A 19,234-nucleotide genomic window follows, 5' to 3' on the forward strand; every position below is an offset into this window, starting at 1 on the left:
CGTCCCTAACTTTACAAAAATATAAATCAAATCAATTATCTATATAGATAAAAAGGGGGCTTTTTATTATAAAGAAATATCTCTTATAAGTGCTCTCATTCATTTTACGATGGCGCCCAATTGTAAGATGTTAAAACACTCGTGAAGTGTATAAAAGCTTTAAGAAGAAGCAAGCCGGCACTATCACACACTTTGTGCTCGCTCGTGGGTATTGCAACAGGCTCTTAGCACTTTAGGTTTCTTTATAGCTCTTGGTCCTTGAGATGGTTCATGAGAGGCTCTTTAAATTCTTTCTTGTACACATTCACTCCATACAGGCTCTCCCCGATTATAACGTGTACGCGACATGATTTTGTTTGAGTGAACAAGAATAGATTTGAAATAAGAGAATCTTACGTTATTCGGGACTCCCATTCAAGGTGAATGATTCTAAATTATTTTTATAAACCAATGTGTTGTAGCTATTATATTCCAAATGCATACCATGAAAGGTTCAAAGGATGGGAGCTTGCTTTAAGAAAAGTTGGATTGTTTCGTAACCATTTGTTTGAAGTTTAGCACTGGTTTCAAAAATCTTCGTCTTTCTAAGGGAAAAGGCGCTATAAAAAAACCCTGTTTTTAACAGGGTTTTTTAACAGTTCAATTTTTACAAGATATTAGAATTTATAAGCAATGCCAAGGCGAAAATCATGTGTTTTTGAGGCGATTTTAAGTTTATCGTCGGCAAATTTCTGTTTAAAAAAATCTGAATAGCGATATTCTGTACGCATGACGATGTTATCTGTCATTGCAAGATCAAAACCACCACCAATAGTGTAACCAACCATGATTTTTGTCTCATCTAATACATTGCCAGAAGCAAATACTGTCGAATCTTCTTGCGATTTTGTTAACAGTGACATGATATATTGCATCTGTGTGTAGGCGATACCCCCTGCAATATAAGGCATAAGACGATGGGAAGCAAAACCAATACGCGCGCGTGCGGCGCCAGCCCATTTTTCTTTCAATGTTACACTGCTTACAACAATGTCACCATAGTTGGGTATCGTTTCATCTTGGGCTGCAGGTTTTATAATAGGAATCCCAGCTTTTTTAAAGGCAACGTTAATCGTGTCTAATTCATCTAGAATTCTCTTTTCATTGCCTGTTTGGGTGTCTTTTCTCCCAGACCAGACCATGTCCGTATCAAAACTGAAAATAAGGTTATTTCCCAGATCAATATTAGAGCCTGCATACAAACCTGCTCTCAATCCTGATGGTTTGGGAGATAAGCCTCTATCAACCCAAGCCCATTTCCCCTCTCTGGATTCTTGTGCGTAATTTAGAGTGTTTTGACTGGAAAAATATCCAATTTGTCCTCCTAAATAAAAACCAGACCAAGAAAAAGGCGCAGAGACAGTAACCGGTGAGATACGTGGCGATAAAACGTTTGACGATGAAACATTCGATTTTGGTTGCTTAAAGATTACCGTATCTGCTGCTTGCGCTGTTGAAGCGGTAATGAAAGCGAAAATAGACAGCGTAATTAAACATTTTGTATTCATAAAAACGTCCCCAATTTGTTTTAAATCAAAACACATTGTATATTAATTGGTTAAAAAAATCTATAGTTAATATCATTATGAAAAATAAAATCCTCTAAAAATTTATGCCTACGTAACTTTGAAAGTTTTTTTAACTTGTTTTTCATGCGGTTTTCATTATGGAAGCGTTGATTTGCAAGCTTTTTAATATAGTCCTTCATTGTACTCTATGTTTTAGAAAACATTATGCTATAGCAAATAATGTTTTAGTTTGTTATAAAAACCATTATTTTATATATAAAAATACTTTTTATTATTTATTCGATAGACGCAATATCCATTATGGGTGATATTAAAAATGCATGTTAGCGCTGTTATATTCTTTGCCAGTTTCCAATATTGCGATAGCTCTTGGTGTTTGAGAAATGCGTGACGTTATTTTTTTCAATCGTTTTTATTTATATGACGCTCTCGCTTATGACGCTCAAGCGAATAATTTTGGCGAATAATCTTGATTGATTCAATACAATAGGAAGAACAAGTAAGGGGCAATACCAAGAATAAAAAGGGGAGAAGTGGGAGAATCTTAAGATCATCAGGCTTCTTATGCACCATGTAAAACGATAAATTATCTCCCTTCTTGTTTGCCTAAGCTAGAATGTGGATCAGAGCCTAAAACCGAATGTCATGGGTAGCTTTAAAGAGATTAGTGCACATCTATTCAGGCTTTTGTGGAAATGGGTGAGAGCTCCATGAGGAGTGGGACTCCCATGAGGCGTGAGGGCTTCCATGTTGGGGGAGGGGCTTTAAATTTATTGCGAGTAGTCTTAAAGGAGACCTCCGAGAGTAGGCGGATTGTTTCGGCAAAGGCAATGTTAAAACCGTTTGGTGCATTAAGTTCTGTTCAAAGAGTTGTTCTTCTTTTGGCAATATCCTGATTTATCAATGATAATTGAGTGCTCTTCAATGTGTATGAGAACCTTGACCGCCTTAAGATTTTCGCGTTTGTTGCTTGTTGCATCAAACAAAATCTATGTCTCTTGCACGTTACAAGCGGGGAGAGTCCTGTGTGGAGTGAAACTGTATAAAACAAGGACAAAATCCCCTCATGACTCCAATACCAAGGGATTTCACGCAATCGTGGGCAAGAGTCGCAACGGCGATGAGAGTCTAATGAGACCCTAAAATGAATGTTGTAGAGTCATCATAATCGGGGTGTTTGCATCCCGATTTTTTAACAGAAAGGCTTAAGAAGTTTTCATCTTCTTTATAGGGGCTTTTGGGGAGAATAGACTGATTTATAAGTGGATAATTTAGTGCTCTTCAACGTGAATGGGACCCTTAAACATCTTAAGGTTTTCTCGTTTCAAGTTTGTTGCTTGTTGTATCAAACAAAATCCATGTCTCTTGCACGTTACAAGCGGGGAGAGCCCTGTGTGGAGTGAAACTGTATAAGACAAGGACAAAAGCCCCCCATGAACTTGTCTCCAATACCAAGAGGTGTCACGCAATCGTGGACGTTGGTAGAAGTTGTGTTGATGGTGCTGGTTTGCTCTAAGCGTAAAGATGGGGGCGTTCAATGGCGTTTAGGCTATATCATTTACGGACACTGTCGCGAAATGGGCTTGAGAACAAGAGATATGTTTCTTTAAAAAACGTGTAAATTAGCTACGCAAGTATATTTGATTTGGGGTGTTCTATTTTACATGAAGGACGTGATTCCATTAAAGAACGTGAAAAATAAAAGCGTGAGGCAATGCGTCCTCTCTATTCGTTAAAAGATATTGCTCTTGACGTTTTTGAAAGTTGTAAGGCTAAATTAAAGGATGCAAAGCTGGAGATTGGTTTTACCTTACGGCTTTACATTCTTTGCAAATGAGGCTGTATTTCCATTACAGAGATGATCCAAAAAGGGATATGCAATACACTCATCCTCTTTGGTATATAAGCTGCAACAGTAGAGAAAACCCTCAAACCACTTTAATCTTTGTTTCAAAGCTACATTAAAGGATGCAAAGCTGGAGATTGGTTTTACCTTACGGCTTTATATTCTCTGCAAATGAGGCTGTATTTCCATTATAGAGATGATCCAAAAAGGGATATGCAATACACTCATCCTCTTTGGTATATAAGCTGCAACAGTAGAGAAAACCCTCAAACCACTTTAATCGTTGTTTCAAAGCTGCATTAAAGGATGCAAAGCTGGAGATTGGTTTTACCTTACGGCTTTACATTCTTTGCAAATGAGGCTGTATTTCCATTACAGAGATGATCCAAAAAGGGATATGCAATACACTCATCCTCTTTGGTATATAAGCTGCAACAGTAGAGAAAACCCTCAAACCACTTTAATCTTTGTTTCAAAGCTACATTAAAGGATGCAAAGCTGGAGATTGGTTTTACCTTACGGCTTTATATTCTCTGCAAATGAGGCTGTATTTCCATTATAGAGATGATCCAAAAAGGGATATGCAATACACTCATCCTCTTTGGCATGTAAGCTGCAACAGCAGAGAAAGCTTTCAAACCACTTTAATCTTGCTGCTGCAGTAAGTTTGGATGTTGATTGACAAGCAATAACAAAAGCATGCGCCCTCTTTATTGGGGCGCAATCATTTTTTTAGGATCAACCAGCCGATCATAATCATCACCAGAAACACCAGCTTTTAGTGCTTCTGTGCGCAAAGTTGTATCATTTTTATGCGCTGCTTTGGCAATCTCAGCAGCTTTTTCATAGCCAATTTCTGGTGCAAGAGCTGTGACTAACATGAGAGAGCGCTCCATGAGAGAGTGAATATGAATGCGATTGGCCCGTAATCCTTGAATGCAATGTAGATCAAAAGAGCGCATGCAATCACCAAGAAGTGTAATCGATTGTAAAACGTTATAGCCAATGACAGGTTTATAAACGTTGAGTTCAAAATGTCCTTGGCTGGCGGCAAATGTTACGCTGGTATGATTCCCAAAGACTTGGCAAGAAACCATTGTCATGGCTTCACACTGGGTGGGGTTAACTTTGCCTGGCATAATAGAAGAGCCGGGTTCATTTTCAGGCAAGTTTAGTTCGCCTAAACCAGAGCGTGGACCAGAGCCTAAAAACCGAATGTCATTGGCAATTTTAAAGAGATCTGCGGCTAATGCATTCAGACTTCCGTGGAAATGGGCAAGCGCCCCATGATGGGCGAGAGCTTCAAATTTATTGTGTGCCGTCTTAAAAGGGATCCCTGTGAGGGAGCTAATTGTTTCGGCAAAGGCGACGTCGAAACCTTTGGGGGCATTGAGCCCTGTTCCGACAGCCGTCCCTCCTTGGGCGAGCATTTGAACATCGGTAAGAGCGGTTTCAATACGCTGAAGATTGGCTTCTAGTGCTACGCGATAGCCTGAAAATTCTTGTGCAAGGGTTAAGGGGGTTGCATCTTGCGTATGGGTTCTTCCGATTTTGATGATGTCGGCAAATTCTTCTTCTTTCTTTCTTAAAGTGGTAATCAGCGCTTCAAGAATGGGAAAAAGATGTTGGCGCGTTTGCAGCGTGGTGGCAATGTGAAGTGCTGTGGGAAAGGAATCATTCGATGATTGACTCATATTGACATGGTCATTGGGATGAACAGGCTTTTTGCTTCCCAGTTTGCCACCCAAAAGCATGCTGGCATGGTTGGCAATAACTTCGTTAACATTCATATTGCTTTGTGTCCCTGAGCCTGTTTGCCAAACAGAAAGAGGAAAATGCGTGTCGAATGCGCCAGAGAGAACTTCATCTGCGGCAGTGACAATGGCTTTTCCAATCTTTGGGGAAAGTTTGCCTTTGTCCATATTTACAAGTGCAGCGGCTTTTTTTACAAGGCTTAAGGCGTAAATAATGGTAAGAGGCTGCTTTTCACTGCCAATATTAAAATTATGCAGAGAACGTTCAGTTTGTGCGCCCCAATAACGATCTTGACGTACCGAAATCGTTCCAAAGCTATCCGTTTCCTGACGTGTTTCAACCATGATAAGATCCTTTTTTGTTCACGGGTTCTTAAAGGAGCTAAATAACGCGAAAGTGGAATAAGAGGCAAGACTTTGAATCTTCTTTGAGAGAAATTTTTTATGACTATTTTTTTATGGTTATTCTTGACATTGAGAAATACCGATTTTATATCTTAGATAGTGTTAGCACTCACATGAAGAGAGTGCTAGCAAGAATTTTAAGATTAATCCAATTATGTTCAGTTTTAAGGATTTAAAACATGGCTAATATACAATTCCGCCCACTTCACGACCGTGTCGTTGTCCGTCGGGTTGAATCTGAAAATAAAACGGCTGGTGGGATCATTATCCCTGATACAGCGAAAGAAAAACCTCAAGAAGGCGAAGTGATTGCTGTTGGCAATGGCGCTCTGGATGATAACGGAAAGCGTGTGCCTTTGGAAGTAAAAACAGGAGACCGTATTTTATTTGGAAAATGGTCTGGAACTGAAGTCAAGATTAATGGGGAAGACCTCCTCATCATGAAAGAATCTGACATTATGGGAATTATGGGCTAATTGAAGCACTTAATTTTTCATTGTGTACTATTTTGAAAAAAACTCCAAGGAGAAATTAAATGGCTGCTAAAGAAGTCAAATTTGGCCGTGATGCGCGTGAGCGTTTGTTGCGCGGTGTCGACATTCTTGCTAATGCTGTGAAGGTGACACTCGGCCCTAAAGGTCGCAATGTGGTGATTGATAAATCATTTGGTGCGCCTCGCATCACAAAAGATGGTGTATCCGTTGCAAAAGAAATCGAACTGGAAGATAAGTTCGAGAATATGGGTGCACAAATGTTGCGCGAAGTTGCTTCTAAAACCAATGATGTTGCGGGTGATGGAACAACAACAGCAACTGTTTTGGGACAAGCTATTGTGCAAGAAGGTGTTAAAGCTGTTGCTGCCGGCATGAATCCAATGGATTTGAAGCGTGGAATTGATGCTGCTGTTGAAGAAGTGGTGGCAAACCTCTTCAAAAAAGCTAAAAAAATCCAAACGTCAGCAGAAATTGCACAAGTGGGAACAATTTCCGCTAATGGTGCTGCTGAAATCGGTAAAATGATCGCTGATGCTATGGAAAAAGTTGGCAATGAAGGCGTCATTACCGTGGAAGAAGCTAAAACCGCTGAAACGGAATTAGAAGTCGTTGAAGGAATGCAATTTGACCGTGGGTATCTTTCCCCTTATTTTGTCACAAATGCTGAGAAAATGGTCGCTGATCTCGATGATCCTTACATTCTCATTCACGAAAAGAAATTGTCTAATTTGCAATCCTTACTTCCTGTTTTGGAAGCGGTTGTTCAGTCTGGAAAACCACTTCTTATCATTGCTGAAGATGTGGAAGGTGAAGCTTTGGCAACGCTCGTGGTCAACAAGCTGCGTGGTGGTTTGAAAATTGCTGCTGTAAAAGCTCCTGGATTTGGTGATCGCCGTAAAGCCATGCTTGAAGATATCGCAATCTTGACATCCGGACAGGTTATTTCTGAAGATGTGGGCATTAAACTTGAGAATGTCACTTTGGATATGCTTGGACGTGCAAAGAAAGTGAATATTTCTAAAGAAAATACCACTATTATTGATGGTGCTGGACAAAAGAGCGAAATTACTGCTCGCGTTAATCAAATCAAGGCTCAGATCGAAGAAACAACTTCTGACTATGACCGTGAGAAATTGCAAGAAAGACTTGCTAAACTCGCTGGTGGTGTTGCTGTTATCCGTGTGGGTGGTGCAACAGAAGTTGAAGTGAAAGAAAAGAAAGACCGTGTTGATGATGCTTTGAATGCAACACGTGCTGCTGTTGAAGAAGGTATTGTTGCTGGTGGTGGTACCGCATTGTTGCGTGCAGCAAGTGCGTTGACCATTAAGGGAAGTAATCCTGACCAAGAAGCGGGTATTAATATTGTTCGTCGTGCACTACAGGCACCAGCGCGCCAAATCGCAACCAATGCCGGTGAAGAAGCCGCTATTATTGTGGGCAAAGTGCTGGAAAACAATGCGGATACTTATGGTTACAATACCGCAACCGGTGAATTTGGTGATTTAATTGCTTTGGGAATCGTTGATCCTGTGAAAGTTGTGCGTTCTGCTCTTCAGAATGCGGCTTCAATTGCTAGCCTTCTGATCACAACAGAAGCAATGGTTGCTGAAGTTCCAAAGAAAGATACTCCAATGCCTCCAATGCCTGGTGGCGGAATGGGTGGAATGGGCGGAATGGATTTCTAAGCCCTTTTATAGAGGTTATAAAGAAACGGGCCTTCTGGGCCCGTTTTTTGTATATTTCTTTATATTTCATATGAGTTTTTGCTTTTTTGACAGTTCCTTTATCTTAGAGGATTATTCTCTTTTCCACGGTTTGATTTATCGTGTGTCTGAATAGATTTCACGCTTGGTTCTTGGCTCTTTTCTCGCATTTATGAAATATTTTTATCGTGGAGGGATTGGCTTTGAAGATATTTTGCGGATAAAAATACAATGCTTTGATTGATAATAACTTTCTTCTCATACGGTTTTCTTTTTTCATTTCAAGCTTACGCATTTACCATTAAAAAGTTCTGTGTTTGTGCTTCATAAGGGGGAGGTCACTATGGTTTTTATGAACCAGCGTAATCATTTAAGAGTCAGTCCCCATGGAGCGTTGGAAAGAGAGGGCGTTGGAAAGAGAGGGCGTTGGAAAGAGAGTGTTGGAAAGAGAGTGTTGGAAAGAGAGGGCGTTGGAAAGAGAGTGTTGGAAAAAGCATGGTCGGGCTTGTTGTTTTTTTTATGAATAAGATGCTGGTATTTCAAGCTTTTGCATGAAAACAAAATTTAAGTGTTTGCTCTGTTAAATGTTTTTTGCACCCTGAAATATGTGTCTTTTTGTTTGGGTAATACTTTGATTTATAATAATATAGTGTTATTCAATTTGAATGAGAGATCCGAATATCGTAAAATTCTCTCATTTCAAATCTTATTCCATGTTGAATCAATCAAAACCATATCTCTTGCACGTCAAAAGCCGGATGAGTGGAGGAATAAGATTTGTATAAGAAAGGATAAAATGGCTCTTATGAACCGTTTTAAGTGGCAAGGGCTTTAAGTGGAAAGAGCTGTCGTAACATTGGGTCATCTCTTAAAATAGAGAGATAGTTTCATTTGAGAAGCTTAAAGAGAAAAATCAATTTTTCGCCTTTCTTTCATCTTTTATTCGGCAAGTTAGTCTCGTAAACTGGGGAAAAATCCATGTTGACAGATATCAAACTTGTTTGTTGCATATATTGTGGCATGTAATTTTCCAGCCAAGGAAACCACGACAGGTAGCCGAAAAAAGAAATTATTACGAACAAGAAGATATATTATTACACGAAAACTAATAAAACCAATAGTTTGAGTGGAATTATTTGATATAAATCCACACTTTTATACGTGATTTATTTGACCACTTTTATATAAGATTTCCCTGTATGAATAGACCATAAAAAGCAAATCATAAAGAATTTTAAGAAGCAAAAACAACTTCAAAATATCCTTCAAGCGTTTTAACTTCTTTCGGATTAACAGTAATCTTGATATCGTTTCCCAATTTTGCCAAACACTCAAGCATTTTCATTTCACTCATTCCTCTAAATTCTCCACTTAAAAGTTTAGACGGTTTTGGTTGAGTCATTTTCAAAAGTTGATTAGCCTGTTTTTGTGTTAAGTTCTTTTCTTTCAGAATTTGACTAATCTTATGAGCAAGTTGTGCTTTGATAAGCATCTCTCTGGAATCTGAAACACCAAGATCCGCATAAACATTGGAACTACCCTGAAAAACATTGATCATTTTCATTCCCTTCTAATTGTTCTGCTTACTTGAGACGTTCTTTAATCAGATTAATGTCTGGTTTTGGTGTTGCAATGCCATGGGTCGATTTTTTCTGAAAACAATGCAACACATAAAGAGATTTTTATATTGTACCGTATAAACAGCGCGATAAGTTCCTTTGATATCGTGTTCAATAATTTCTAGGATATTGGCAGATCCACCCCCCTTGAGAACCTTAACATTTTCTCCTTTATCTCCTCCCTGAGAAAGATAAAGAGCATAACCAATCCTTTGTTGAATAAGACTAGGCAGACTTTTTATATCTTTGAGTGAAGATCCAAGCCATACGATACGTTTTATTTTACTCATGATGATTAATATACAAAATAATTTTAAGTGGTTATTTTAATTTTGTGATTTTATTAATAACTATTATTAATAAAATTGGGCACAAAGGATTGGACACTATCAAGGCGAAGCAAACGCAAAGCCAATTGTGTTATGGTTGTTGTTTTACAGCATGCCCATCTCAGTCTTTTTTGTTATGTTAAAAAGTCAACGCATCTCTCTCATCCATAGCTGTTATATTTTTAACTTGATGGCGTTGTTTTTCTAAGAGCATGCGTGCTTTTTCTGCTGCTTGTCAATCAACATCAAATTCCAATGCAGCAGCATGTTTGAGAAAAAATTGAGAGGGGTAAGAGCCCTACGAACATTTCCAGCTGTTATACACTCGATGGGAGAGAGCGTCTTGCTTCTTTCTGTTTGGGCAATTTCTGAAATAGGAAGACAGTTTCACTGAGAAAGAATGTAAAGGTGTAAATCACTCGCCATCATCTTTCTGCTTTATACCTTTCGAAAGGATCTATGGTAATATTTTTTAAATAATGAAAATTATACATTGCTTTATGCTTTTATTTTTTGCGTTCTTTCATGGGGGGACGCCTCTTATGTACAACAAAATACTCCCGATAGACTGGTCTTGCATATTCACGTGTTTTTTTAAGAGTCATCTCGCTCTCACAGTGCTTTTCATAATGGCGTTTGTAAATGGTATAAAGATAAAGTTCCTATGAATCATATAAAACTATAGGGCACCATCATCTTTTACGCTTGCGAAAAAGCAAGCAGGCATTATCACACTTTTCTAGCCTTCAATGTTGTGATAACCCTGTTTATAAAAACCTTGACTATTTGAAACGCTTCATGAGAGGCATTTTTGTTTTCTTTCTTATACAGTTTTTGACTCTGCTCTCGCTCTGCTTGTAATGTGCAAGCAACATGGGTTTGGTTCTTTCAACATGGAATAGGTTTGGAAATAAGAGAATCCTATGGTATTCAGGGGTCTAATTCAAGTTGAATAACGCTCCATTATGATCACCAATCAATGTAATATGGCTTTTCAAAAGCATTCATTCTTGCAGATAATAACAACAATCAGTGCTGCTTCACATTTTTTAATGGAGAAACGCTTTTTTAGAATAATCATTCATTGTTTTATACGTTGAATAAGAAAGCTTCATAGCAGAGGATTTTTTCATTTTAAATCTCTCTCTCATTTTGAAACAATCACAATCATTTCTTCGTATCTTACAAGTAGAGAGAGAGAGTAAAATCCTTAAAGAAAATAAAAATGCTTTTCATGAATATTCTCAAATAGTTAAGGTGTTTATTAAACAGGGTTATCACAACATTGTAGGCTGGAAAAATATGATAATGCCAGCGTGCTTTTTCGCAAGCGTAAAAGATGATGGTGCCCTATAGTTTTATATGATTCATAGGAACTTTATCTTTATACCATTTACAAACGCCATTATGAAAAGCACTATGAGAGCGAAATGACTCTTTTCTAAGGCTTGTTGCTAATATTGGGGGGGTAAATGTATAATGGTGCCAGCTTGCTTCTTTACAAGTGTAAAAATGGGGCTTTATGGTAGACAATACCATTCCGTTGCTTACTTATGCGCTTATTAAAGAAATCTTTTTAATGCACTTAAATTCATTTCGTAATGGTGTTTGTGAAGAGTGTGAAAATTTTTCGTGAGACGTGAAAAATCATCAATAAAAGCTCTCTGTTTAAAAAAAATTATGAACCGATGGCTTTTTATAGTAAGAGTTAGCACGTCTCACCTTTTATTTTTTATTTTAGAGCTGAATATTCGATTTTTGTGTAAAAATACTTGTCAATGCATCTATGATACGTGAAAAATCAAGCGCTAATAAAAAAATGATAAAGATAATCCACTTCGTATAGCGTGACATCATTTTTATACTTTTATAAGTCATGATGATTTCTTGTAGCATTTCTTTTTCCTTTTCTGTAAGCTCCATTTGCTTTTCTGTTTTTTTTCTAGCCATGTTTCCACCCACACAAGCCTTCCCCTTGTTTGTTATGCTTTAAAATATCTCTTGCCAGATTTGAGCTGATGATATTGAGGTCTTTGTTGTCTAAATAAATGGGCATCCAACCAACGCAAGAAGAAGGCTCATTGATTGTTTTTATCGCGCAACCAGTGAGAAAGAGCAGCGCGTACATCAGCATCACTTTTTTGATTAATTTCATTTTCCATCTCCAACCGTGTTGTTGCCGCCTTTAAGGTTTTTTCTGTTTGCTTTTGTTGTTCAATCTTTTTGCCAAGAGTGAAAATTTTTGCAAAAGCGATAAAAAAAGCGGTCAGAGCCGCTCCTGTTATCATCAGATTTTTTTTCATCCACCACATCATAAACGTTGCTCCCGAAACCGTTTTGCCACAAAGAAAATGCCAACACAGGCGGCTAAAACCATAATGGTTGCCAATGCCCATTGGATGGGTCCATTGCCTGCCAATAAGCCTCCAAGTCCAGAAAAAGAACCAATAATCGGTGTAAGCGCTTCTGCTTTGAAAAATCCCATTGGTGCTTGCGTTTCTACGGTTTGGTAGTTGGGAGAAACATAAGCCCCTTTTGCCCATAAGCCTGCTTCTGCTGCACGACGGTGTACAAGACCGTGAAGGCGTTTTCCACCTGCTTTGGTCCATTTTTGTAATTCAGCAGGGATGGCTTCATATTCGCCATTATTGAGCTTTTTTAGAAGGGTCGAGTTGCAAAAAGCAGCTGTTCCTACATTATAGCAAAACGATACGAGCGCGGCGAATTGTTCATTCGTTAAGGAAACCGTCACATTTTTTTCAACGGTATTTTCAAATTGTCTTAAGTCTTGGCAAAGAAGTTCTTCTGCTTGTTTTTCAGTGATGGTCATGCCCTTGTGAACAAACGGTTTGCCAGAAGTGCTGGTATGTCCATAGCCAATTGTCCATACCCCGATGGAATCTTTATAGGCATTTAAACGCAATCCTTCCCATTGTTTAATGAGTGCAAGCCCTGCGGATGATATTTTTCTCATTTGCTTCTCCATAAAATAAAGCCTCACTTTGATGTGAGGCTGGTTGACATATTAAAAATGATTTTTTTGCTCTTCAAAAATAGAAGAGACGAAAAATTAATTAAATCAAAATGTTATCCGTGTAATCCTAGGGGTGGGGCATGGTTGGATGTGGTCATATTTTCCGTTGGGAGAGCGTTGTTGTTGGTTTTGAGATCCATTCCTATGGGGTGGTTTGTTGATAGCGTCTTGTTGGTGCGGGCGATGTTGATGTGGTGCACACAGGGCATTGCCATTGTGTTGGCGGTTTTGTTGGCGGGGTGGTGTGGTGGGGCAAGGATGATGACTCCGGTTAAGTGCTGGTTGTGAGGGGGAGGGTGCTATAAAAATTTCCGAATAGAGGTACATTCTGTGTCCCATACTTCTTTTTCTCTTGTGAGAAAGGATTTTTGCAAGGGGAAAGGGTTTGTTTGTGGGGATGGAGAGCGTTGTTGTTGGTTTTGAGATCCATTCCTATGGGGTGGTTTGTTGATAGCATCTTATTGATGCGGGCGATGTTGATGTGGTGCACACAGGGCATTGCCATTGTGTTGGCGGTTTTGTTGGCGGTTTTGTTGGCGGGGTAGCGTGGTGGGGCAAGGATGATGACTCCGGTTAAGTGCTGGTTGTGAGGGGGAGGGTGCTATAAAAATTTCCGAATAGAGGTACATTCTGTGTCCCATACTTCTTTTTCTCTTGTGAGAAAGGATTTTTGCAAGGGGAAAGGGTTTGTTTGTGGGGATGGAGAGCGTTGTTGTTGGTTTTGAGACCCATTCCCATGGGGTGGTTTGTTGATAGCGTCTTATTGGCGCGGGCGCGGTGTTGGTGTGATGCACACGGGGTCATGGGCATTGTGTTGGCGGTTGTGTTAGCGGTGGCATGACACGGGTGAGGTTGGAGGGGTGACATGTATGGTATGGTGAGTGGAACTCTTAGAAGGGCACTGTTGGCGCGGCAGGGATTAGGAGAGGTGTACAATTATTTGTGTTGGCATTGGTTGTGATTGCGGTTGTGTTGGCAGTGGTTGTGAGGAGTGAGAGATGGAGAGAACGGATGGTGTGTGATTGTGGGGATAGAGAGCGGCTGTTCGCGGTGGTTTGAGAGCATGGCATTGATGTAGAGGCGTTTGAGAGAAAGCGATACTCTTAGAAAAATTCTATAGGAGGAGACCTATGCTTTCACTTAAATCTCTAAAACCATAAAATATTTCATGTATCTAGCATTCTGCCTCTTCAAGGAGGGATTATAGCTAAGAAGAGCTTTGGATTTTTGATTATAGTTTTAAGAGGACCTCCTTTTATAAAATAACACCGTTTTATCGTTTGTCTTTAAGAGCTTATGTTGCTTGCGGTGTGCGTCTTTCTCTCTTTCAAACGGAAAAGCTGACAAAATTTAACCCTTGCCGTAAAATAGTGTCACTTCATTCTTTATGAATATGAAATGTCTTTATGGCTATGGAATGTGGCGATGAAAAAAGTCTCAATTACATCATTATAGATTTGTATTCATGAATCCTTTTTTTATGTTGTGAAACAGAAACAGCTTTTCCATCTGCTGTCTCTAAATTTTTTTCAAATCTCTCGGTTAAAGTTTCACCTTTTTTGTTGACTTTTTCATGTTCAGCATCCGGATTAGATTTTATATATTGTTCAAGACGTCTTCTCCCTTGTGCATGTTTATAAAAAGAGGTTGTAAGATATGTATCCAACTTTTCAGGAGATAAAGATGCGTTTGGTTCACATAAGACACCCTTAACGTTATCCTTGTGCAGTCTTTCTAATTTTTCAGATTCAAGATGAAGCTTTTTGGCAAGGTTTAAGCTGAACATCCCACATTCAGAAAAGCTTCGCTGAATATCCATTTCGGCCATGGTAAAAGAATAGGGAGGCAGTTGAAGACATTCAAGGGTTTGATTGATTTTTATCCCTAGTTTGCAAGCCGTGATATTCTGAAAGGTTGTAGGTTCAAGCATAATCAAAGAGATTTTGTCATCAACTTTTTGATAGTCAAGGACTGCAAAGTGGATTTTGTTTTTCGAATTTACTATAAATCGGGCAGATTTTGCATCGCTCTCAACGACTTCTTTTAGTGCGTGCGAAAACTCTTCTGCTGTAAGAGCTAATTTGAGATTCATTTCTGGATATTTGCTGTTTGCTTTTTCTACGAGAGCAGGCATCAATCTAATATCTGTGTTTTCATAATAAGAGTTAATCCAACGGCTGGTGATAAGATCACTTTCTAAGCCTGTAATAATATCTTTTAATTCTTCTGAATTCGGTGCAACATGTTCTTCTTCTGTTTGGACCGAACTTTGCATTAAACGTGCAATAAGGTCTTCTAAAGATTCATTTGTGCTGGCTCCTTGGGGTGCGCTTGCTCCTTCTTGTGTTTGGGATGAATGAGGGAGGGGTGAAACTTGTGGCTTCATACTATGAACTTTCATATTGATAATTTGATAATCGATAAATGGTTATTTTCTTCAATTCTGGCTAAAAAATGTTTTGAAAGAGAGAAAAGCAAAAGCGGTGAGAGCCTATTCTGGGGCTTAAACAATTACATAAAAAAACGGGGCGGACCCATCTCTGAGATGCAACAAAGTCCGAGAGTGTTTTCTATCTTCAAGGTTTTAAAATACGAGCTGTAAGTATGTTCCTTTTGATAGAATATACCGTTTTGACTGTTATCTTTAAGAGTTTCCGTTACTTGCGGTCTGCATCTTTCTCTCTTTCGAAGGGAAAAGCCTACAAAGTCCATTCCTCACCGTAAAGCCGCATCGCTTCATTCTTTATGGATATGGAATACAGCGATGGAAAAAATCTTCATTACAGCATCAGAGATTTGTATTCCGTTGCTCTTTTTCTATGTTGTGAAACAGAAACAGTTTTTGTCTCTGTTGTCACTAAATTTCTCTCAAATCTTTCGGTTAGGGTTTCACCTTTTTTGTTTACTTTTTCATGTTCAGCATCCGGATTGGCTTGTAAATATTCCCTAAGACGTCTTCTTCCTTGTAAGTGTTTGTATAAACGAGGTGGAATATACGGATCTAATTTTTCAGCCGGTAAAGGCGTGTTTGGTTCACATAATATGCCCTTAATATTATCTTTATGCAGTCTTTCTAATTTTTGAGATTCAAGATAAAGTTTTTTGGCAAGGCTTAAGCTGAACATCCCACATTCAGAGGAGCTTCGTTGAATATCCATTTCTACCATGGCAAAATGAATATTCGGAAATTGGTAATGTTCAAGGGATTGTCGCGTCCTTAATGCAAGTAATGCGGGAAGCGTGTCACGCAGTAAGGTTGGTTCAAAAAAGATCAAAGATGTTTTATTATCAATGGTTTGATGATCGACAACCGCAAAATGGATGCCCCTATCTTGCGCATTAACAATAAATCTGGAAGATGTTATACCGCGCTCGAAAGTGTCTTTGAGTGCAAGGGCAAAGCCGTCAGGGGGGCTTGTAAGTTTGAGATTCATTTCTGGATATTTACGATTTGCTTGATCGACCAAGGCTGGCATCATGTACAGATCTAAAATATCATAATAATTTTTGATCCAACTGCCATCGGTATTATGCTTTTCTAAACCGGCAATAATGCCTTTTAATTCCGCACGATTAAAAGGGGTGTTTTTTATTTTTTCTATGTGTAGTCGTTCTAAATCTGCAGTAAGATTTTCGAGTGATGCATCTGCACGCGCATCCTCTGGTGCGCTTGCGCCTTCAGGTGTTGGGGGTGTTTGGGATGAATCAGGGAGGGGTGAATCTTGTGGCTTCATACTATGAACCTCCATATTGATAATCAGTAAATGATTATTTTCTTCAATTCTGGCTAAACAATGTTTGGCTGGCCATGTTTGGGAGAGAGCCTTTGTTCCTTGAAAGGTGCGGGCGATGAGAGCATATTGTCGACTTCTTCATAAAAAGGCTTAATTGAGAGATTTTTTAATTTCAAAAATCCGTGTGTTTTTTCTTCCTTTAAAAGCTGTAAAAACGGTAAGACGTTTGGATGCATTGGCAACGTTATCTTGATATTTTACGTTACTTTTATTGCGTGTATTGCTCTTGCATGCCTCATCTCAATGAAAAGACAACAGCCTATTTTCAACAGTTCTCTACGTGAAAAACTAAAATGCCCCCCCTACAACAGGTGCTTGTTGTGTAAATACCTATTTTTAGAATAGCTCTTTTTAGGAAGCGTCTTTTGAGTTTTTTCTTAAAGAGAAATATGATTCATCATCTGTTGTAAAATTATCCTACCATGTCTTTTATCCGTCATGAGTCAAGGAGATCTGTATGGATAAAACGGACCAAGAACGAACTAAAAATATCACTCATGCTCCTTTCAAGTGTTAAGAGTTATCACAACTTTGGGGGCAAAGTGTATGATGGGGGTGGGTTGTTCCAACCAAGGGGTGATAGAGGAACGTTGGGGGCATGAAGAGGGGCAAATATTTATCCCGCCCATGCCGTTGAAATAGTGTTCTTTGAGGCAGGGGTGGTATAAAGCAAGTCTCTTGGTTTAAGTGTTTTTTATGCGGGGTGGATATGGTTGGGTTTGTTTGGATCGCTTTAAGTTTTTGGTCAATGACATGTAATGGGAGGCTAAGTGACTCTCAAGTGTACCCTGCTAAGAACAATTGTTTTTTTACAAATTGATGGGGGTGGAATCTTCATCCTTTAAGGTGTGGAAAGCAGGAAAAAATGTGCCATGTGTCAACAAAAACAGCTGTATTTATCTTATTTTTGTTCGTGTATTGCTCATCCTTTTTGTGATGTGTTGCATAGGTGTTTTATTGGGGAAGCGTTTTATGCATACTGTTTGGCTTGAATATCTCAAAATCATTTGGTTGATTGGTGATGCAAAAGAAATATAGTCAGAAAAAGACGAAATACATTTTCAAACAATATATTTTGAAATAGTGTTGAAAAATACAACTCTTTTACCCCAGCATAAATATTTTATACCACCCTAAAGATTTGATAATGAAATCTAGACGCAAAAAAACCCACACCGCACCCATTATTAAATACGATTTTTCATATTTTGTCAACAGAAAAACGATTATTGTTCCTTTTTTATCGCGGAAACAAATCTACAGAAAAAGCTCATTTATTGGTTGTGCAGCAAGATATGTTGTCTTCATTGACCCTTTTTTTATGTGGCAAAGAACATGTTTTCTCGTGAAAAAGGGGGGATGGTGAAAGCTTGTTGATGGCGATGTTTGTGGGGGATGGATGGTTGATGATGTCTTTTTGGCACGGGTGGTGGTGGTGGGCACGGTTATTGCCATTGTGTTGGTGGTGTGATGAGAGAAAGACTTGTGTAGTTGGTTTTGGGGGTGGTGGTTAGGAGAGGGGTTACTCTTAGAGTGGTTTCTTGTATGGTTGTTCATGGAGATAAAGATCGGTTTTTGCGCGTAAGGTATTATGTTTTTATTTTGTAAAAAAAGCAGCGTGTTGTTTTTAATAACAAGATATTGATTTACAATCATAAATCTATCATTATCATCTGGAATGACAGGTTAAATGATAGCCTCAATTATCGTAGGATGTTATCATTTAAAACCTATGGAGAATCATCTCATGCCATGTCTCTTTTTTGCTATGAATCAAGAAGAGCTATCTGGATAAAACGGACCAAGAAAGAACTAAAAATGCTCCTCGTGAATCCTCTCGAATGTTAAGAGTTGTCGCAACTTTGGGGGCAAAGTTGCATGATGGGGGTGGGTTGTTCCAACAGGGGGCGATAGGGGAATGTTAAGAGCGGAAGAGGGGCAATATTTATCCGTCCATGCCGTTGAAATAGCATCTTTTGAGGCAGGGTGACGTAAGTGAGGAGGGGTATAATATAAGGCAAGTCTTCTGTGACACGTGTAAGTGTTTTTTATGCGGGGTGGATATTGTTGGGTTTGTTTGGATCGCTTTAAGTTTTTTTGTCAATGATATGTAATAGGATGCTCAGTGACTCTCAAGTGCAACTTGCCAATCCGTTATGAGTCAAAGAGAGCTATCTGGATAAAACGGACTAAGAAAGAACTAAAAATGCCACTCATGCTCTTCTCAAGTGTTAAGGGTTGTCGCAACTTTGGGGGCAAAGTTGCATGATGGGGTTGGGTTGTTCCAACAGGGGGCGATAGGGGAATGTTAAGAGCGGAAGAGGGGCAATATTTATCCCGCCCATGCCGTTGAAATAGTATCTTTTGAGGCAGGGTGACGTAAGTGAGGAGGGGTATAATATAAGAGAAGTCTTCTGTGACACGTTTAAGTGTTTTTTATGCGGGGTGGATATTTTTAAACTTGTTTGTCGTGCACATTACATCCTTGAAACCCATGAAGAGGCAAGCCTTGTGGATATCAAGTGCTCCCTTCCAAGAGAGGGGCTTTACAGTTCCACGTTTTTACGCTTTTACAAATATACAGAAAACAGCAGACTTTCGATAACATCATCGTAAAAGCCTATTGCGTGATATCAACCTTAACACCAACGTAATTCGCTCCCTTTTTACTCAATCAGCCCTTTCACA

At 39.0% G+C, this 19,234-nt stretch carries 18 protein-coding genes; 8 read left to right on the top strand and 10 right to left on the bottom strand.

The genetic code is table 11. The features are described from left to right. Positions 1-656: 656 nt before the first annotated feature. Positions 657-1,547, bottom strand: coding sequence for an outer membrane protein (locus tag ACFIMQ_RS05315; RefSeq protein WP_375615876.1), 891 nt, complete (start codon positions 1,545-1,547; stop codon positions 657-659). Between the two features lie 1,454 nt (positions 1,548-3,001). Here ACFIMQ_RS05315 and ACFIMQ_RS05320 point away from each other — a divergent pair. Continuing rightward, positions 3,002-3,178, top strand: a complete 177-nt coding sequence (locus tag ACFIMQ_RS05320) for a hypothetical protein (RefSeq protein WP_375703544.1) — start codon at positions 3,002-3,004, stop codon at positions 3,176-3,178. Positions 3,179-4,124: 946 nt separating this feature from the next. Here the strand turns inward: ACFIMQ_RS05320 and fumC are convergent. Continuing rightward, complete coding sequence (gene fumC, locus ACFIMQ_RS05325) at positions 4,125-5,513, bottom strand: class II fumarate hydratase (RefSeq protein ID WP_375615878.1); 1,389 nt, start codon at positions 5,511-5,513, stop codon at positions 4,125-4,127. A 239-nt stretch (positions 5,514-5,752) separates the two neighbouring features. Between fumC and groES the strand changes: the two genes are divergently transcribed. From groES to ACFIMQ_RS05340, 3 genes are all read left to right on the top strand, one after another. Further along, positions 5,753-6,049 carry a co-chaperone GroES gene (groES, locus tag ACFIMQ_RS05330; RefSeq protein WP_005774667.1) on the top strand — a complete coding sequence of 99 codons (297 nt, stop codon included), beginning with the start codon at positions 5,753-5,755 and terminating at the stop codon, positions 6,047-6,049. Between the two features lie 59 nt (positions 6,050-6,108). Then, positions 6,109-7,752: a chaperonin GroEL gene (gene groL / locus ACFIMQ_RS05335; protein ID WP_375608136.1), complete on the top strand. Its 1,644-nt coding sequence runs from the start codon at positions 6,109-6,111 to the stop codon at positions 7,750-7,752. 361 nt (positions 7,753-8,113) lie between these two features. Further along, positions 8,114-8,293: a hypothetical protein gene (locus tag ACFIMQ_RS05340; RefSeq protein ID WP_375703545.1), complete on the top strand. Its 180-nt coding sequence runs from the start codon at positions 8,114-8,116 to the stop codon at positions 8,291-8,293. Between the two features lie 711 nt (positions 8,294-9,004). On the opposite strand, the gene ACFIMQ_RS05345 is transcribed toward ACFIMQ_RS05340, so the two are convergent. The 6 genes from ACFIMQ_RS05345 to ACFIMQ_RS05370 form a co-directional block, all read right to left on the bottom strand. Then, the gene (locus ACFIMQ_RS05345) at positions 9,005-9,328 is read right to left on the bottom strand and encodes a helix-turn-helix domain-containing protein (protein WP_375615880.1); all 324 of its coding nucleotides are present in this window, start codon (positions 9,326-9,328) and stop codon (positions 9,005-9,007) included. 45 nt (positions 9,329-9,373) lie between these two features. Continuing rightward, positions 9,374-9,679, bottom strand: coding sequence for a type II toxin-antitoxin system RelE/ParE family toxin (locus tag ACFIMQ_RS05350; RefSeq protein ID WP_375615881.1), 306 nt, complete (start codon positions 9,677-9,679; stop codon positions 9,374-9,376). 1,776 nt (positions 9,680-11,455) lie between these two features. Further along, positions 11,456-11,668 (bottom strand): hypothetical protein, encoded by a 213-nt coding sequence (locus ACFIMQ_RS05355; RefSeq protein ID WP_375615882.1) that lies wholly within the window; start codon positions 11,666-11,668, stop codon positions 11,456-11,458. Beyond that, positions 11,661-11,873 (bottom strand): hypothetical protein, encoded by a 213-nt coding sequence (locus ACFIMQ_RS05360; protein ID WP_375703546.1) that lies wholly within the window; start codon positions 11,871-11,873, stop codon positions 11,661-11,663. Before ACFIMQ_RS05360 ends, ACFIMQ_RS05355 begins: the two co-directional genes overlap by 8 nt. Further along, positions 11,797-12,033, bottom strand: a complete 237-nt coding sequence (locus tag ACFIMQ_RS05365) for a hypothetical protein (RefSeq protein WP_375615884.1) — start codon at positions 12,031-12,033, stop codon at positions 11,797-11,799. The genes ACFIMQ_RS05360 and ACFIMQ_RS05365 overlap by 77 nt, the downstream gene beginning before the upstream one ends. Beyond that, positions 12,030-12,692: a lysozyme gene (locus tag ACFIMQ_RS05370; protein WP_375615885.1), complete on the bottom strand. Its 663-nt coding sequence runs from the start codon at positions 12,690-12,692 to the stop codon at positions 12,030-12,032. The genes ACFIMQ_RS05365 and ACFIMQ_RS05370 overlap by 4 nt, the downstream gene beginning before the upstream one ends. 150 nt (positions 12,693-12,842) lie before the next feature. Between ACFIMQ_RS05370 and ACFIMQ_RS05375 the strand changes: the two genes are divergently transcribed. From ACFIMQ_RS05375 to ACFIMQ_RS05385, 3 genes are all read left to right on the top strand, one after another. After that, a complete protein-coding gene (locus tag ACFIMQ_RS05375; protein ID WP_375703547.1) occupies positions 12,843-13,040 on the top strand; it encodes a hypothetical protein in 198 nt (65 codons plus the stop codon). A 125-nt stretch (positions 13,041-13,165) separates the two neighbouring features. Beyond that, positions 13,166-13,297 (top strand): hypothetical protein, encoded by a 132-nt coding sequence (locus ACFIMQ_RS05380; RefSeq protein WP_375615887.1) that lies wholly within the window; start codon positions 13,166-13,168, stop codon positions 13,295-13,297. A gap of 170 nt (positions 13,298-13,467) precedes the next feature. Beyond that, positions 13,468-13,593, top strand: a complete 126-nt coding sequence (locus tag ACFIMQ_RS05385; RefSeq protein WP_375615888.1) for a hypothetical protein — start codon at positions 13,468-13,470, stop codon at positions 13,591-13,593. Between the two features lie 600 nt (positions 13,594-14,193). On the opposite strand, the gene ACFIMQ_RS05390 is transcribed toward ACFIMQ_RS05385, so the two are convergent. Beyond that, positions 14,194-15,138, bottom strand: a complete 945-nt coding sequence (locus ACFIMQ_RS05390; RefSeq protein WP_375615889.1) for a YopJ/AvrA family T3SS effector serine/threonine acetyltransferase — start codon at positions 15,136-15,138, stop codon at positions 14,194-14,196. 394 nt (positions 15,139-15,532) lie between these two features. Then, entirely contained in the window at positions 15,533-16,486 is a 954-nt protein-coding gene (locus tag ACFIMQ_RS05395; RefSeq protein ID WP_375703548.1) for a YopJ/AvrA family T3SS effector serine/threonine acetyltransferase, read from the bottom strand. 1,436 nt (positions 16,487-17,922) lie between these two features. On the opposite strand from ACFIMQ_RS05395, the gene ACFIMQ_RS05400 reads away from it, so the two are divergent. Beyond that, positions 17,923-18,060 carry a hypothetical protein gene (locus ACFIMQ_RS05400; RefSeq protein ID WP_375703549.1) on the top strand — a complete coding sequence of 46 codons (138 nt, stop codon included), beginning with the start codon at positions 17,923-17,925 and terminating at the stop codon, positions 18,058-18,060. Positions 18,061-19,234: the final 1,174 nt, after the last annotated feature.

This window comes from Bartonella sp. AD13SXNS (assembly GCF_042196465.1).
Classification (GTDB): Bacteria; Pseudomonadota; Alphaproteobacteria; order Rhizobiales; family Rhizobiaceae; genus Bartonella.

Excerpts from the sequence above, each read along its gene's own strand:
- ACFIMQ_RS05315 (WP_375615876.1), bottom strand. The coding sequence starts at position 1,547 with ATGAATACAAAATGTTTAATTACGCTGTCTATTTTCGCTTTCATTACC.
- ACFIMQ_RS05320 (WP_375703544.1), top strand. The coding sequence starts at position 3,002 with ATGAACTTGTCTCCAATACCAAGAGGTGTCACGCAATCGTGGACGTTG.
- fumC (WP_375615878.1), bottom strand. The coding sequence starts at position 5,513 with ATGGTTGAAACACGTCAGGAAACGGATAGCTTTGGAACGATTTCGGTA.
- groES (WP_005774667.1), top strand. The coding sequence starts at position 5,753 with ATGGCTAATATACAATTCCGCCCACTTCACGACCGTGTCGTTGTCCGT.
- groL (WP_375608136.1), top strand. The coding sequence starts at position 6,109 with ATGGCTGCTAAAGAAGTCAAATTTGGCCGTGATGCGCGTGAGCGTTTG.
- ACFIMQ_RS05340 (WP_375703545.1), top strand. The coding sequence starts at position 8,114 with ATGGTTTTTATGAACCAGCGTAATCATTTAAGAGTCAGTCCCCATGGA.
- ACFIMQ_RS05345 (WP_375615880.1), bottom strand. The coding sequence starts at position 9,328 with ATGATCAATGTTTTTCAGGGTAGTTCCAATGTTTATGCGGATCTTGGT.
- ACFIMQ_RS05350 (WP_375615881.1), bottom strand. The coding sequence starts at position 9,679 with ATGAGTAAAATAAAACGTATCGTATGGCTTGGATCTTCACTCAAAGAT.
- ACFIMQ_RS05355 (WP_375615882.1), bottom strand. The coding sequence starts at position 11,668 with ATGGCTAGAAAAAAAACAGAAAAGCAAATGGAGCTTACAGAAAAGGAA.
- ACFIMQ_RS05360 (WP_375703546.1), bottom strand. The coding sequence starts at position 11,873 with ATGAAATTAATCAAAAAAGTGATGCTGATGTACGCGCTGCTCTTTCTC.
- ACFIMQ_RS05365 (WP_375615884.1), bottom strand. The coding sequence starts at position 12,033 with ATGATGTGGTGGATGAAAAAAAATCTGATGATAACAGGAGCGGCTCTG.
- ACFIMQ_RS05370 (WP_375615885.1), bottom strand. The coding sequence starts at position 12,692 with ATGAGAAAAATATCATCCGCAGGGCTTGCACTCATTAAACAATGGGAA.
- ACFIMQ_RS05390 (WP_375615889.1), bottom strand. The coding sequence starts at position 15,138 with ATGAAGCCACAAGTTTCACCCCTCCCTCATTCATCCCAAACACAAGAA.
- ACFIMQ_RS05395 (WP_375703548.1), bottom strand. The coding sequence starts at position 16,486 with ATGAAGCCACAAGATTCACCCCTCCCTGATTCATCCCAAACACCCCCA.
- ACFIMQ_RS05400 (WP_375703549.1), top strand. The coding sequence starts at position 17,923 with ATGGCGATGTTTGTGGGGGATGGATGGTTGATGATGTCTTTTTGGCAC.